The sequence below is a fragment of the Paenibacillus sp. FSL H7-0918 genome, assembly GCF_038007025.1.
GTDB lineage: Bacteria > Bacillota > Bacilli > Paenibacillales > Paenibacillaceae > Paenibacillus_AQ > Paenibacillus_AQ odorifer.
The window spans coordinates 348,141-363,901 of the sequence record NZ_JBBOWJ010000003.1; the positions used below are offsets into that span (position 1 = coordinate 348,141).

General features: G+C 42.5%; 16 protein-coding genes. 2 read left to right on the forward strand and 14 right to left on the reverse strand.

Annotated features, from left to right (window positions below; genetic code table 11):
• Positions 1–98: 98 nt before the first annotated feature.
• From MHI15_RS21440 to MHI15_RS21450, 3 genes are read right to left on the reverse strand one after another with little or no spacing between them, the layout of a single operon-like run.
• The gene (locus MHI15_RS21440; RefSeq protein WP_076217679.1) at positions 99–383 is read right to left on the reverse strand and encodes a HesB/YadR/YfhF family protein; all 285 of its coding nucleotides are present in this window, start codon (positions 381–383) and stop codon (positions 99–101) included.
• Positions 384–406: 23 nt separating this feature from the next.
• The gene (locus MHI15_RS21445) at positions 407–763 is read right to left on the reverse strand and encodes a HesB/IscA family protein (RefSeq protein ID WP_076130520.1); all 357 of its coding nucleotides are present in this window, start codon (positions 761–763) and stop codon (positions 407–409) included.
• A gap of 21 nt (positions 764–784) precedes the next feature.
• Positions 785–2,188: an MFS transporter gene (locus MHI15_RS21450; RefSeq protein ID WP_076184920.1), complete on the reverse strand. Its 1,404-nt coding sequence runs from the start codon at positions 2,186–2,188 to the stop codon at positions 785–787.
• A gap of 166 nt (positions 2,189–2,354) precedes the next feature.
• Between MHI15_RS21450 and MHI15_RS21455 the strand changes: the two genes are divergently transcribed.
• Both MHI15_RS21455 and MHI15_RS21460 read left to right on the forward strand, forming a co-directional pair.
• Complete coding sequence (locus tag MHI15_RS21455; protein ID WP_076217678.1) at positions 2,355–3,038, forward strand: helix-turn-helix transcriptional regulator; 684 nt, start codon at positions 2,355–2,357, stop codon at positions 3,036–3,038.
• Between the two features lie 309 nt (positions 3,039–3,347).
• The gene (locus MHI15_RS21460) at positions 3,348–4,160 is read left to right on the forward strand and encodes a class I SAM-dependent methyltransferase (protein ID WP_076130506.1); all 813 of its coding nucleotides are present in this window, start codon (positions 3,348–3,350) and stop codon (positions 4,158–4,160) included.
• A 92-nt stretch (positions 4,161–4,252) separates the two neighbouring features.
• Here MHI15_RS21460 and MHI15_RS21465 read toward each other — a convergent pair whose 3' ends face one another.
• The 11 genes from MHI15_RS21465 to MHI15_RS21515 form a co-directional block, all read right to left on the reverse strand.
• Entirely contained in the window at positions 4,253–4,444 is a 192-nt protein-coding gene (locus MHI15_RS21465; RefSeq protein ID WP_076130505.1) for a hypothetical protein, read from the reverse strand.
• A 128-nt stretch (positions 4,445–4,572) separates the two neighbouring features.
• A complete protein-coding gene (locus tag MHI15_RS21470; protein ID WP_076190298.1) occupies positions 4,573–4,836 on the reverse strand; it encodes a hypothetical protein in 264 nt (87 codons plus the stop codon).
• A 154-nt stretch (positions 4,837–4,990) separates the two neighbouring features.
• Positions 4,991–5,578, reverse strand: coding sequence for a DUF1349 domain-containing protein (locus MHI15_RS21475; protein ID WP_076130504.1), 588 nt, complete (start codon positions 5,576–5,578; stop codon positions 4,991–4,993).
• A gap of 137 nt (positions 5,579–5,715) precedes the next feature.
• Positions 5,716–6,726, reverse strand: coding sequence for a phosphotransferase enzyme family protein (locus tag MHI15_RS21480; RefSeq protein ID WP_341164830.1), 1,011 nt, complete (start codon positions 6,724–6,726; stop codon positions 5,716–5,718).
• A gap of 175 nt (positions 6,727–6,901) precedes the next feature.
• Positions 6,902–7,015 carry an RCC1-like domain-containing protein gene (locus tag MHI15_RS21485; RefSeq protein WP_139330042.1) on the reverse strand — a complete coding sequence of 38 codons (114 nt, stop codon included), beginning with the start codon at positions 7,013–7,015 and terminating at the stop codon, positions 6,902–6,904.
• 23 nt (positions 7,016–7,038) lie between these two features.
• Positions 7,039–7,758 (reverse strand): trehalose operon repressor, encoded by a 720-nt coding sequence (gene treR / locus MHI15_RS21490; RefSeq protein WP_076130502.1) that lies wholly within the window; start codon positions 7,756–7,758, stop codon positions 7,039–7,041.
• Positions 7,759–7,922: 164 nt separating this feature from the next.
• Entirely contained in the window at positions 7,923–9,893 is a 1,971-nt protein-coding gene (gene treP / locus MHI15_RS21495; protein WP_341164831.1) for a PTS system trehalose-specific EIIBC component, read from the reverse strand.
• 50 nt (positions 9,894–9,943) lie between these two features.
• Positions 9,944–11,647 (reverse strand): alpha,alpha-phosphotrehalase, encoded by a 1,704-nt coding sequence (gene treC, locus MHI15_RS21500; RefSeq protein ID WP_341164832.1) that lies wholly within the window; start codon positions 11,645–11,647, stop codon positions 9,944–9,946.
• Positions 11,648–12,033: 386 nt separating this feature from the next.
• A complete protein-coding gene (deoB, locus tag MHI15_RS21505; RefSeq protein WP_340010177.1) occupies positions 12,034–13,221 on the reverse strand; it encodes a phosphopentomutase in 1,188 nt (395 codons plus the stop codon).
• A 20-nt stretch (positions 13,222–13,241) separates the two neighbouring features.
• Positions 13,242–14,423 carry a NupC/NupG family nucleoside CNT transporter gene (locus MHI15_RS21510; protein WP_036677141.1) on the reverse strand — a complete coding sequence of 394 codons (1,182 nt, stop codon included), beginning with the start codon at positions 14,421–14,423 and terminating at the stop codon, positions 13,242–13,244.
• Between the two features lie 15 nt (positions 14,424–14,438).
• The gene (locus MHI15_RS21515) at positions 14,439–15,743 is read right to left on the reverse strand and encodes a purine/pyrimidine permease (protein ID WP_076302118.1); all 1,305 of its coding nucleotides are present in this window, start codon (positions 15,741–15,743) and stop codon (positions 14,439–14,441) included.
• Positions 15,744–15,761 lie beyond the last annotated feature (18 nt).

The following is a 15,761-nucleotide window of genomic DNA, read 5'->3' on the forward strand; positions in this document are numbered from 1 at the left end:
CAATTCCGATATTTATTTAAAACAGTATAGACAATAGTATGCGAAATTGCTAGAAGTGTAGTAGATATTCTACTGTACACTGCAACCCAAGAAGATGCTCAGGAGATTTTGCTTGAAAATATGCCGTTTTCATTACAATCAATTTGAAGAAGTTCATCCTGTAAAATCCAAACATCAGTTTTTTCAACAAAGAAATGAAATCCGCCAATGGATTGAACCCATGCGGGATCGATCGGTGTAGCACTTGCATTAATTCCAACAGTGAAAGCATCAGAGCCTCCACCGGCATATTTTGCGTAAATTCTTACATATTGCCCCTCTTCCAAACCCCATTCATTCTTAAATGAATCCAATGCTTTTTCGGATACTGCAAATGATATCATTCCTCTTCTCTCCTTCCTGCTGTTTAATCACATTTTTTTATTTCGCCACGATAATTGGCCATTCTGAAACTGGCTCCGCATCCACATGAAGCTTTTGCATTAGGGTTATTCATAGTGAATCCGCCTACCATTCCACTCTCTTCATAGTCAATTTCAAGACCGTCAATATATGGAATACTATTCGGGTGAACCAATATACTAAAATCTTGTTTATTTAATATAATATCCTCTTCTGCTTGCTGCTCATCCACGACTAGGGTATAGGATAGTCCACTGCATCCCCCTTCATCAACACCCACTCTTAGAAATGGATTTCGGATATTCGCACTTGATAAGATTTCGGCGATTTTTTCTGATGCTTTGTCACTGACCTCGATGATCATTGTGAACTCCTCCTTCGTTTATTTGTTTTTCAAACCTAAAGATTGAATACCCGTTCCTATCTGTTCAGCTACTGGTGAGATCCGAGTGCTCGCAAATAAACTCATTACAATCAACAAAAGATGGAAACCCATTGCTACAATTAATCCGGATTGGAGTGACATTCCGCCAGCCTGACAAACCACAAGGATGGAACCGCCGATCCCGATAACTACACCGGGTGTAAAAGAATCCGCAAATTGCAGATTAGCCGAGGTGTTGCCGACACCTCCTTCTCCTGTCTGAGAAAACGCCACAACACCGCTAATCGGATGCGCCAATCCAATGCCGATTCCAGCGATGATCTGTCCAATAACTGCTACGGTAACGGTCACAACGGGTATCCAAAATACGATAGTAATCCCTATGGCAAGCAGCAATACACCCAGAATAATTCGCGTATGCCGTCCACGGCCCTGATCTGCCGAATCCCACCGTCCTTGCAGATACGCTATGACGCACCAACTCAACGCAGCACTCGCTACAATCAATCCGGCCTGAGAAGGCGTTATTCCTTTCACATCGATTAGAGCCAATACCAAGAAATTCTGTGTGCTGGTATAGGCAGCGAAGAACAGCCCACGTGTTGCCAGAATAGCTGGCATGCCTCTTCGAAGCGTAAGAGTTCCCTTCGGTAGCAGTTTGCGGAGCGGAAATATCATAAGTACTAAGCCGATAATGACTAAAACAAATCCCATAATGCTCGGAAGCATGCTTAGACCAACTAAGAAAATCCCTGTACCCATCGTTAACAGTAACGCATTCCAAGTTGATGAAGCTCCGATATCCCCTTGCGTCTTCGGTGTTTTTAATTTCGTGAACGCAGGTAAACTAAGCAGTGCTGAAATCATCAGGATCGGTAATATTCCCCAGAAAACAAACCGCCAGGACCACTGATCTGCGATAAGACCTGCAACGTATGGACCGAGCATGGACGGAAGAACATAGGCCGTACCAAATGCTCCGAGTATTTTGGCGCGTAATTCATCCGGGTAGCTTAAGGATATTGCTGTGTACACACAAGTCATCATAGCTCCGGCACCCAAACCCTGCATGGCCCGTGATCCTATCATGGTATACATATCGCCTGATGTTGCGGCAGCAATCAACCCAACGATAAACAAAAGAAGTGCGATAGTGAACGGTACTGCAGGTCCTCTTCTATCTATGATTCGACCGACGACCAGAGTTCCGATAATCTGCGCAAGCAGATAAGTACTGAATATCCAGCCAAACAGGCTAAGGCCGTTCAAATCTCCAGCAATTGAAGGGGCAATGGTGGTTACGGACAGGCCTTCGAATCCAACGGCCATCACTGACAGAATAATACCTATGGATAGTGCAAAATAACGTGGGCTGAAAATACTTTGATGATTAGACGACATGAAATGTGACCTCCAAGAAAATTGGTATGTATACATCGTATCCGGACACTTAGTAAACATTTTTGTTTATAATGTCTAAGCTACAGTTCAGCTTTGACTTTGTCAACATTTTTGTTTAAAATGTAGTCTGTGATGTAGATTTAGTTGTTTCAGTAGGAGGTGCAACATGAGCCGAAATCAAACCAAAAAGGATGTCTCAACCAAGACCCGAAGAGCGATCATTGATCTGTTAAAGCAACAAGGGGGAATGGATGTTATGGCACTCTCCTCCCAGTTTTCGCTATCTGGAATGGCTATTCGTCAACATTTGAATGCGCTGAAAGAAGAAGGGCTAGTTACTAATATAGAAGAGTCCCGTCCCATGGGGCGACCCACCAAGCTATGGATCTTAACCCCCGCGGCCGATCGGTTTTTCCCAAGCGGATATTCGGATTTATCCGTCAGTCTGATCCATTCCATGAAAGAAGCTTTCGGAAATGAGGGGCTGGACAAGCTGCTGGCTGTTCGAAATAAGAATATGCAAGAACAATATCTTCAGCATCTTGGTGATACAGCAGACGTTAGAGAGAAGCTGGAGAAACTGGCCGAGATTCGAACAAATGAAGGGTATATGGCCGAGGTTAAGGAGCAGGATGATGGCAGTCTTTTATTCATTGAGAAACATTGCCCGATCTGTGAAGCTGCTGCTGTATGTACCGGGTTATGCAAAAATGAGTTACATCTATTTAAAACTGTTCTAGGTAATAATGTTCATATTGAACGGGGGGAGTACATATTAGCGGGAGGAAGAAACTGTGTTTATACGGTTAGACAAAATAAGCTCTTGTTTCCAAGCTGCCATGCCGAATGACCGCGCCACTAAGGGAAGGTGTTCCCGTTGAAATATTCATAATTTGAAGCGGTACCCTGCAGCGGTTTTACATATTGTAACAAATTCGCGGGGCATAACTTTCCTTTTCTGATACGGTCATATCATGCTTTATTTCACAATTGGAAATTTTGGTGGGAAATTTTGGATGGATATGTTCATGGGAAAATGGTAGATTATTCTATGGTTAATCCCTCAGCTTGTTCGTGTTCGATATATGTTATTGGGATTACGCGCAAGTCGGGAGATATGTTTAGGTTTATATAATCTATATTTGGGGCGGGTGTCTGCATGGACAAAAATTCTGGTTATAGAACAAACGTTATAGGCGCTGGTGAGGTTGGCGTCGCCATCTCGGTCGATATGGATACGAATACTATTCATGAAACAAACAGCTTATTTTGGGATACAAAAGGAAATGAAGTTTTAGGAGCTACTGCACTTCCTCTTTATGGAGCATTTGTATCGGAAGAACAATGCCAACTTTTTGGTGATGTCTCAGGGAAAAAGTTGCTGGAGATAGGCTGTGGAAGCGGTCAATCTTTGCAATATCTGGGTGAACGAAATGCATCTGAACTATGGGGTACGGATATAGCAGAGAACCAAATCGAAAAGACTAGGCAACTTTTGACGGAGCACGGTCTTTCAGCAAAGTTGATCTGCTCACCCATGGAAGAAGAATGTGGCCTGCCAGAGGATTATTTTGACTTTGTATATTCGGTCTATGCCATAGGCTGGACAACTGACCTTGAGGGTACTTTTAGCCGGATTGCCTCTTACCTTAAAAAAGATGGATCATTTATTTTCAGCTGGTCTCACCCTATACACAAATGTGTTGTTGCAGAAAATGATATGCTTGTTTTTAAAAAATGTTATTTCGATGAATCTTGGTATTCAGTATCTCTTGATGAAAGTACGCTAACTTTATCGGATCGTAAATTATCAACTTATGTGAATGCGCTATCTAAAGCTGGATTTGTTATTGAGCAAATGATTGAGCAATCTGATGATGAACTTATGCAGTCGCGGGACGATAAAAGCGATTTTGCAAAAAAAGCAAAGATGCTTCCTGTAACTTTTGTAATTAAAGCAAGAAAACTCTAGCATCCGATACCTATTGAACAACCTTACAACGTAAAAATTATTTTTCTAAGCCGATCCAGAAAAGGATCGGCTTATTTGATAGCTTTTTAAGATCAATCTTGTCTGTTCTCAACAGATTTCATGCGGTTTTGATCATCTGGCACTCGGTCATTACTGAATTCCTGGCCTGCTTCTGCTTCACCATGACCGGAAGCACTTCGGGCAAAATTTGTGAACTGCCTCTTCTGCTCATCCAGCTTGTGTTTACTTTTAAGAAGCTCCTGCGGATCTTGATTTGTCATCATTATCACCTCGCAAAATAGATTCATGCTGTTTATTCGCACTACATAAGTTTTCCATAATAGGGCGGTGCTTATGCAAGATAAAAAAACTCCTGCTCACCATAAGCAGAAGTTTCTAAATGAAGTTCTAGTTAACGAAAAATATCAATTATTTTATGCAAAACAAGGTATTCCAAAACAACAATTCCACCGCAAATGAGTATAAAAAACTGAAGTCTTGCCGTATTCATTCTATCCTTCCAATACTCTCCCCGGAATAATGAAATGATGTTAGGTGTAAAAGTATGCCTAATCGATTCGTTATAATCATCATTATCCACGAAGAACACGCGAAACAAAAATATATATACTGGAATATTTAAGAACAGTAATAAAATGATCATCACAAGACTCATTGTCCTCGCCTCCCAAGATCCAATTATCCTAATTTTACCACATGGGTAACTGTAGAAATCGGAAACTGATGACAACTTTATACCGCTCATAAAAAAAGACCTTCCTTTTAGGAAGGCCCTATTGAGTAATGTTCACTTTCAGCTGCGTAAACGACTATTTATGCTCCAACCACTTACACTCTGTAATTTCCATTTCGGTGAAAACACCTTTAAATGAAGAATTCTCTGGGCTACAAGCATATAAGCCAAAATTTATTTCCTCATTCCCTTCAAACAAATGAAAAATACGCATCTGTTCAAATGTAGTCCCGTCCAAAGAGCTTTCAATACAGAAATCACTTTCGCGTCGACTTAGTCTATAATACATAGTTTTAATGTTTGCATCGATATCAGTTGTTGCCCAATCTGAATATCCGTGATTTGTAACCACACTTCCAAGTCTTTGGAATTCCTCATTTTCATATTCTACCGATGCCTTGAACCAATTATCACTGTCCTGATAGATGACTATCCCACACTGCTCGTATCTATGTGTACTATCATAATCTGTTCTTACTATAAATGAAAAATACTTCTCAGCAGTTTTCATTAACAGTGCAGGTGAATTATCATTTCTAAAACCATAATAGGTTCGTTGCCAAAAATCTGTATTCGGCATCGTTACAAATTCAATCCTGTTTTCTGTAATAGAATAATCATTGATTGGATTTATCCAAAAAAGCTGTTCTTTATCAAAGTTCATTGCTCTACTCCTCACTTTTTATAAAGTTTTGTCAACCATTTTCATTGCTAAGATTCCAAATACAATTTAAATAGTTTTCAGCAGTTCATCCTAATAATACCATTTGAAAAATATAACGCACTACATTTTCTAATCTTTTATTTTGAAGTATCCAGAGAATTAAATAAAAAGGTTGTCCCGTTTACATACGCTCTCAAAATCGCTTGAGCATATGGCTGCACTTCAATCAAACCCTCGGTCTCTAGCGGATTCTCTGCATGAAAGCTATAGGCTTCGATTATTGCCATGACTAAGAAGCACTCTAGCTTCATTATATATTCATTTTCCAGCTTCCTGATTCTCTGATATCCTTCGACGAAATAAGCTCTCTGTGTTGGGTATAATCCCATAATAGCCTGAGCTATATCGTAAAGATGATAGCCGAAGCCACACCTGCCAAAATCGATAGGATACGGTTCATTATCCCGAAAAATGACATTTCCATTATGTAAGTCCGCGTGGATCATCCCATAATTTTGTTCATGTCTTGTGAACGTTTCGAGACATGTTGCCACTTTAGTGGCGGCTGCGGAATATAACTTAAAACCCTCATCCGATATGAAATGTTTGCGATGTAGACTTAGGTGATCCCAGTCCCGTTTAAAGCTCAGTACACCCCAAGAAGGACGAGTAAAACCGCTGGAAGGACTAAAATCAGAGCTGGCCTCATGAAGCTTTGCCATCAATGATCCTGTTTTACGGATGCCCTCCTCCGTTAGTTCGCTTTTGTCTACATGCTTTCCCTCGACCCATCGCATTAAGCTCGAATAAAACGGTTGTCCGTCACACACCGATGTTTCCGTAATAAAGGCCCCTTCACGATTGATTACAGCTTCGGGCAAGAGGAGGCCCTTGCTCTTCAAAGCGAACAACCACTCAATTTCTGAAATGGTTCCTTCGCGTTGTTTGTTATCCGGGTGAATGCGGAGCAAGAACTGTTCCCCCACATCGCTTACAATGCGGAAGGTGACATGTTCGGATACTTGAATGAAGTGAATGGAGTTCCAGTCTATTTCATATTCCTGTAAAGCATGAAACGCCGCTTGTTTTACTTGCCTCAGAGTTCGGTGTCGGTTCTCCTCAGTATTGATCCGAAAGCCATTATTCATTGCTTATCTCCTTTGTCTACCATACTTCCATCATTTTAACAGTCTAGACAGATAGCTGTAATGATAAAGAATGAATATGAAAAGAGTTTTCTCTTTTTGACTCACCTATAAAAATAGGGAATTCATTGCCACTTAGGCATGAGATTCCCTACTCTTCAAATCTAATAAGATTCTTCTACAAGCGAAATTGCAACAGGTTCTGCTGGCCCTCATTGTTCGCTCCCCATATCCATACGTTTCCATCGCTTTTCAGAGCCATGCTATGCAAGGCACCAGCGGATACACTGATAACTGGGACACCCTCGGATCAGCTTATCGCCTCACCCTTCGAGCAAAATCCACGAACTGGAATTTATCCAGCCGGTGTCTAGACTCGGTATATTGGTAAAGCACCGTGTTCTCCAAATACACATAGTTTCGTACTACTACAATATGCGTAAAATTCTTCAAATCGAGCAGTCTATGATCCTCCTCAGTAGAAGGCTCAACGGATATCAGCTTCTTCGCATAACTGATCTTAAGCCCCAATTCCAGCTCCAGATATTCATAGATTGAGCCTTCCGCGATTTCCTCACTCAGAAAGGAAACAATATCCGCACGAAAATAATCCTTATCCAAAATGATCCGTTCACCTTCAATTTCTCTGGCGCGAACAACCTTCCAAATCAGAGTTTCAGGTGGAATCTGCAGATGTCTGGCGATTGCGGAGCCTGCCGGCTCTTGTATCGTCCGCTCTACCAGTGTCCGTGAGGCAGTACCCAGGGTATCGGCCATCTCTTTAAATGAAATCAAACCGGTAACAGGGAAATCCATTCGGGTCATGTCAAGCACAAAGGAGCCTCTGCCCTTAATTTTGTGAATATATCCTTCACGGAAAAGTAGATTCAGCGCTTTGCGCACGGTCTCTCGTGAAGTGGTGTAAGCTTCGGCGAGTTCACTTTCGGAAGGCAGCTTGGTTCCCGGCAGCAGTTGTCCAGAATGGATTTGGTTGCTGTATTCATTATAAATTTGCAAATATTTATTTTCTCTCAATTTTGATCACCGCCCTTTATTGTATCACGTCATGCCTTTGGAAGCATCGATTCAATTGGAAGGGAATTTATAGCGTTGAACATATAAATTCTTATATTTATAGAAAAACAGCCCCCAAGGGGCTGTCTTTCTAAAGTATAAAGTCTTTGCCAATATAGCCTTTATCAACCCTTGAGATGAATAGTCAAGATGCTTGTTTGTTTGGCCGTAGCTGGTCCGGTCTTCTCCTCGATCTTCTCAACCATCTCCTGACCTGCAGGAATGATGATTGGAGTAATCACCGGGTAACCTGCTGCGCGGATAGCTTCCATATCAAATTCTAGTAGAAGCTCTCCTGCTTGCACCTTATCACCAATATTCTTCAGGCTGGTAAAACCGCTACCTTTAAGCGCCACCGTGTTAATTCCAACGTGGATTAATACCTGAATACCGCTGGCATGCTCCAGTATAAGCGCATGTTTGCTCTTAATCACATGGGCTACTGTAGCATCAAAGGGAGCATATACTTTCCCCTCAGAAGGTTCGATTGCAATTCCCTCACCCATTTGCTTTTCAGCAAAGGCAGGATCGGGCACCTGTTCCAGCGATACTGCAGTTCCACTAAGCGGGGAGACAAGCTCCAGAGTATTAACTGATTCCTGTGACCCTTGAACGGAATGACGGCTGCTCAATTCCTCTGCTTCGTTCGTAGTACTAGAAGTCTCTGTAGCTGTGTTCTTTTCGGAACGACCCACTACAGAACGTCCGTACAATACTGTGGCGGCAAATGGCACAACGAGAACAATAACCATGCCAATAAAGAAAACGCCCCACTGATTCGGGAAAATCGAAAGGAAACCGGGAATTCCCCCTACGCCAATGGATGAAGCTCGAACCTGGTTAACGGTAAGGAGCATACCGGCAATTGCTGAGCCGATCATCCCGAAGATGAAAGGATAGCGATAGCGGATATTCACCCCAAAGATTGCCGGTTCAGTCACGCCGAGGAATGCAGAGACGGAAGATGTAGCCGCCAAACCTTTTGCCTTTTGTTCTCTAACAACGAACATCATCGCCAGTGCCGCGGCGCCTTGCGCAATATTGGAGAGCGCCAGCATCGGCCAGAGGAAGGTGCCTCCCTCACTGCCGATGAGCTGAACATCGACTGCCAAGAAAGTATGATGCATCCCAGTGATGACCAGAAGTGCATAGAATCCACCATAGATCAAACCACCAAGGAGCGCAAAATGATCAAATACATAGATCAAACCCGAGGTGATAGCATTGGCAATGGCGAACGTAACGGGTCCGATAATGGTGAAGGCCAGAAAACCTGTAACCAGCAGGGTCACTGGAGCAACGACCAGTAGTTTAATGGAATCAAGCACCCGGCGGTTGAGGAACTTCTCCAGTCTAGCCAGAATATAGGCCGAAACCAGTACAGGCAATACTTGCCCCTGATAACCGATCTTCTCCAAATGCCAGCCGAACAAATTCCAGGTCGGAACGGTTCCCTCAGTTGAAGCACTTGCATAACTGTAGGCACTTAATAGATCCGGATGTACGAGAATGAGACCCAGCACGATTCCGAGTAGAGGACTGCCCCCGAAACGTGTAACAGCTGCCCAACCGATAAGGGCTGGTAAAAAGGTGAAGGCTGTGCTGGCAATCGTGTTAATAATCGCAGCAATGTCTTTCCATGCAGGATAGACATCTACCAATGACTTACTTTCAAAAAAGATACCAGGTCCGGTCAAAATATTATTAATCCCAAGCAGCAAACCTGCGGTTACGATGGCCGGAAGAATCGGAATAAAAATATCAGCCAGTGTTTTGATCGCCCGCTGCAGTGGATTCTGTTTCCGTGCTGCCGCTGATTTCACCTCATCCTTGGAAGAGCGGGCACCACCAGTGATCTGAATCATTTCATCATATACTTTATCCACAGTTCCTGGTCCGATAACGATCTGGAACTGCCCTTGCGTAGAGAATTGTCCTTTTACGAGTTCGTTACGGTCCAGGGCTTCCGAATCCACCTTGCTCTCGTCATACAGCGAGAATCTCAGCCGGGTTACACAATGCGTCGCAACCTCAATATTCTCCTTGCCCCCAACCGCCCGTACAATATCTTCAACATTTTTGCGGTCTATAGCCATATCTTCACTCCTTACAAAATTGATGTGTGCTCCTTCTCAAGTACACCTCGTTAGCGGACTAACCACATGTAGGAAGCATAAGGACTAAGCTGAAGCTCTTGTGTTAATGATGGTGCATCTGCTGTATTCCCAATCAGAAGCTCGTCCTTACCACTTGGCGACAATTCAGTCCAGTGATTGTCTTTAAAGCGGAAAGAGATTTCTTTATTGCTGAAGTTCGAGACCACAACAAGTGTCTCTCCATCTCCTGTTCTGGCGTAAGCGAAGACTTCAGGATGACCTTCATCGAGTCTCTTGAAAATACCTTCTATGAATACTCCATACTCCTTGCGAAGTGCAATTAGTTTGCGGTAATGGTGGAAGATGGAATCAGGGTTTTCCAGTTCCTTCTGCACATTGATGTCTGGATACCGCTCATCTACCTTCAACCATGGAGTACCAGTGGTAAATCCGGCATTCCGGCTGTCATCCCACTGCATCGGCGTACGTGAATTGTCCCGCGAACGCTCCTGTAGAATACTGAGGGCAACCTCCGGGCTTTTCCCCTGTTCACACAGAATGCGGTACATATTTAGTGACTCAATGTCGCGGAACTCATCGATGCTTTTCCATACCGGATTCGGCATACCGATTTCTTCCCCTTGATATACATAAGGTGTTCCCTGAAGGCCATGCAGAGTTGTCGCGAGCAGCTTGGCGCTTTCCACACGGTAGACCTTATCATCAGCGAATCTGGAAAGGGCACGCGGTTGATCATGATTGTTAAAAAATAGTGCGTTCCAGCCTCCGCCTTTCTGCATTCCGGTCTGCCACTGCGCGAACAACCGTTTCATTGCCTCGAAATCATAAGGCATCAGTTCCCACTTCTGTCCATTCGGATAGTCGACTTTTAAATGATGAAAATTGAAGGTCATGGAAAATTCCCGCTCTTCGGGACTTGAGTACCGGATACAATGCTCCAGTGTAGTTGAGGACATCTCTCCTACAGTCACCATCTCAAACGGACCAAACACCTCTTCATACATTGCTTTGATGTATGCATGGACCTGTGGACCGTCAGTATAGAATTTACGTCCATCCCCCGGTGGAACACTCCCGTCATCGTTAGGGAAGCGCTGATCTTTGGAGATTAAATTAATTACATCCATGCGGAAGCCGTCGACACCCTTTTTAGCCCAGAATAACATCATATCATTCACTGCTCTACGTACCTTCTCATTCTCCCAGTTCAGATCCGCTTGGGTTTTATCGAAGAGAGTAAGATAATATTGTCCCGACGCTTCGTCGAACTGCCAGGCAGGCCCCCCGAACTTCGACTGCCAGTTGTTGGGTAAGCCGCCGTCCGGAGCCGGGTCCTTCCAAATATAGTAATCACGGAAAGGGTTGTTCCTGCTTGAAATGGACTGTTTGAACCACTCATGTTCAGTCGAGGTATGGTTAACCACGATATCGATCATTAGCTTCATTTCGCGTCTATGCAGTTCCTGTATTAGCTCGTCAAAATCCTCCATCGTACCGAAATCCGGGTTAATATTTTCATAATCTGCTACATCGTAACCGTTATCATGTTGCGGCGAAACATAAACCGGCTGTAACCAGACAATATCGATTCCAAGCTTCTGCAAATAATCTAATTTCTCAATAAGTCCTTTAATATCTCCTGTTCCGTTGCCTGTAGTGTCCTTAAAGCTTTTCGGGTACACCTGATACACCGTGGAGCGGCGCCACCATTCCGAATACTGGGACTGACTCAAGTTGAACACCTCCAAAAAGAATTCCTATATTTCAACCATTAAACCTGTATATACAAGTTCAAACACTTCACACAGTTTAAACCTGTATATACAGGTTGTCAATACTATTACTATCGAAGGAGTGGCATGAGTAGAAACTAGATTATTTATAACGTTGTATTAGAATGCGATTCATCGAAAAAAGGGTTAACGACAGGTGGCTCTAAAATTAACCCTTTTAATAATTGATTATTACCCTAATATTTGATCCGTAATAACAAAAAAAGCCGCTTTCTCGGCAGCTTTTTAGATACAAAGATATGTAGATAAAAAAACAAACAGGATACCTTTTACTAATACAAGTTAGGTATCCTGTTTCTATTCAAAGTGTCTATTCAAATTATAGTTTATTTAAGCTCCTGTAGGAGGCTCTTACCAAATTGGGGCATGGTCACAACAAAGTTATCAGCAACTGTTGCTCCAATATCCGAAAAAGTCCTCGATATAGGCAGCTCCCCTTGTCGATTGAAACTCTTACTGTAGAGGAGTAAAGGAACATATTCACGGGTGTGATCCGTACCCGCATGAATGGGATCATTGCCATGGTCTGCCGTAATTATAAGAAGATCATCTTCGCATAGTTCTGCTAGAACTTCATGTAAACGATCATCAAATTCTTCCAGCGCTTTCCCATACCCGATCGGATCTCTACGATGGCCATAAAGTGCATCAAAATCAACAAGATTCAAGAAACTAAGTCCTGTAAAATCAGTATGAAGGGTCTCCATGAGTTTATCCATGCCATCCATGTTAGACACTGTTCTGAAAGACTTGGTGACACCTTCCCCATCGTATATATCTGAGATCTTGCCAATCGCTAGTACATCGAACCCGGCATCCTTGAGCTCATTCATCACGGTTCTTCCATAAGGCTTCAAGGCATAATCATGACGGTTCGATGTTCTTTTGAAATTTCCGGGCTGCCCGAGGAAGGGTCTAGCAATCACTCTGCCTAGCATGTACTCCTCACGTAAAGTAATCTCTCTGGCAATCTCACAGATTTGATACAGTTCTTCCAAAGGAATAACCTCTTCATGAGCCGCAATCTGAATCACGGAATCTGCAGAAGTATAGACAATGAGTGCACCTGTGTTCATATGCTCTTGTCCAAGCTCATCGAGAATAGCTGTACCACTAGCGGGTTTATTCCCAATCACCTTTCGTCCTGTTCTTTCTTCTAATTCATTAATTAATTCATAAGGAAACCCTTCAGGAAACACTTTGAAAGGAACATCAATTCGTAGGCCCATGATCTCCCAGTGACCTGTCATCGTATCCTTTCCATTAGAAGCTTCCTGCATTTTGGTCCAATAAGCTAAAGGGTGCTCTACGTTGGGAACTCCGGGTATTGGGTCAATATGACTTAACCCTAGCTTGGATAACGCAGGAACATGTAGCCCATTCATTTTTTCTGCAATATGCCGTAATGTATGTGATCCTGCATCCCCAAACTTGTCAGCATCTGGAGCTTCACCAATGCCAACAGAATCCATAACGATGACGAAAATCCGCTTAAACCGGGGTGTTTGTTTCATGTTAATACTCCTTGCATCAACTAGAATATGATACCGATAATCAAAGCTGATAAAACGCTTACAAGTGTGGCGCCAAATAACAGCTTTAATCCAAATCGTGCGACGATATTCCCTTGCTTTTCATTCAATCCCTTCACTGCACCCACAATGGTACCAATCGACCCAAAGTTAGCAAATGAGATTAGAAAAACGGAGACAATGGCTGTAGTACGGCCACTTAAACCTTCTTGAATCTTAACAAAGTCAAGCATAGCAACGAATTCATTCGCAACAAGCTTTGTCGCCATAATACTACCGGCCTCAACAGCTTCATGCCATGGCACACCGATAAGAAAGGCGATGGGTGCAAAGACGTAGCCTAACACTCCTTGGAACGAGATTCCGAATATGCCACTGAAGACTCCGTTAATTAAAGCAATGATTCCCACAAAACCAACTAACATTACCCCAACTACTATGGCTACTTTAAAGCCATCCATAATATATTCGCCCAGCATTTCAAAAAACGTTTGTTTTTCTTCTACCTGAACTTCAACAATATCTTCTTCAGGTGTAACTTCATACGGATTAATGATGGATGAAATGATAAATCCGCCAAATAGGTTTAATATCAATGCAGCTACTACATACCGAGGTTCTAGCATCGTCATATAGGAACCAACGATTGACATGGATACCGTAGACATTGCAGACGCACATAATGTATACAAGCGATGTTTTGGCAATAGTCCAAGCTGATTTTTCACCGAAATAAATACTTCATTTTGTCCGACAATTGCGGCTGCAACTGCATTATAAGATTCCAATTTACCCATGCCATTTATTTTACTCAATACCAGTCCAATATACTTTATAATGAATGGCAGTATTTTGTAATGTTGCAAAATCCCAATCAATGCTGACATAAAAACAATGGGCATCAAAACATAAAGGAAAAATGTATGCGCCCCTTCATTTGCAATGCCGCCAAACACAAAGTCAGTACCTTCATTGGCGTATCCAAGTAATTTTGCAAAACTATCAGCAAACCCTTTAATCAAAAATTCTCCAATGCTCGTTTTTAGGATAATTAATCCCAAACCTATTTGAATAGCAATCATTACAATGATCGGACGATATTTAATCTTTTTCTTATTGTTACTTCCTAGCCATGCCAGTAATAGAACAATAACCAGACCAGCAATAGAAATTAGATAATGCATTTTTAGCCCTCCAAATTATCGGTTAATTTTCTTGGAATCCTCATATCGAAATGCATCTTTCCACATTAACCCTTGTTCCAAAATAATCGCTAACAGGCTCCCGCATATTAATCCATTATTTAAAATGGCTATCACGATCGGAGATAAATGGGCCGTAGCTGATGCAGGAATAAACATTAAACCTACACCCACTAAAAGGGAAAGCCCACTGACAATAAATGTTCGCTCTTCATGAATAACCTTTTTCAATTCCTTTAGCGCTAGTCCGACCATCTTCACAAAAATGACGAAGGTAACAGAATAGCCTATGGGAGCTGGAATCGCAGATATGAAATTCATCATAGGCGGAAACAAGGATATTGAGATCACTAAGCTGCAGCCTATTAAAAATGATTTGCGCTCCCTCATCCCTGTTTGCTCAACATATCCCGCCGCTCCCGAAATAGGGACTGAGCCGACCGCTCCTAAACCACCACTAATAAGATGCGTAATTCCAGAAGTAAACCCGGCGCGCAAATAACGACGATGATCCCCTTGCTTTGGTTTCATAACGGTCTCCATCAAACGGATGGATGCCACTGCATTGGTTATTAATAATAGGGTTAGTAAAAATGCAGTAGTAATTGTCCCGGCATCGAATCGGGGTGTTCCAAATGGGAATATTTCCGGCAGCTTAAATAGAGTATCCGCACGAGAAACCGCCGGCATACTACCGCAGATTATAAATAATAGGCAGCCTATCACTATACTGAGAATTATTGAAAACTGGCTTAGTAATACAAAGCGGCTGTTGCCTAACCAAAAGGTAATGCAGACCACGATCACACTAAGGATGAATACTTTAACATCTAACATGGTGTGGGCTATGGTAATCCCCATCATCCCTTTCATAAAAGATCCGCTTAATTGAAAGATCAATAAAAGTAAATAAATAAAGGTGATGGTTGGAGTAAAAAGACGAGCGATTTTATCCATTAGCTTAAATGCTGAAATTAGGATAAACAACACTCCGCTAATGATCATCGCTCCACTTAAAGCCTGTAAAGCGCCGTTGTTAGAGGAATAGAGTCCCCCCACTAAACTCGCGTAAATGGTAAAAATGCTCCACCATAACCCTGCCGGACCTTCATGAATAGGGAATTTATGACCCATCAGGCCTTGTAAAAATCCAGCTATTGCTAAAGTAATCATGGTGCTCTGAATGAGTCCAGAAGTCTCTATGGGTGTTAAGTTATATAAATCTGCGATAGCAATGGGTGCAGCAATTGCACCAGCGATCATAAAAATCATCCACTGCAATCCTGACAGTATTACCTTCATTTCTTTTTCACTCTCTTT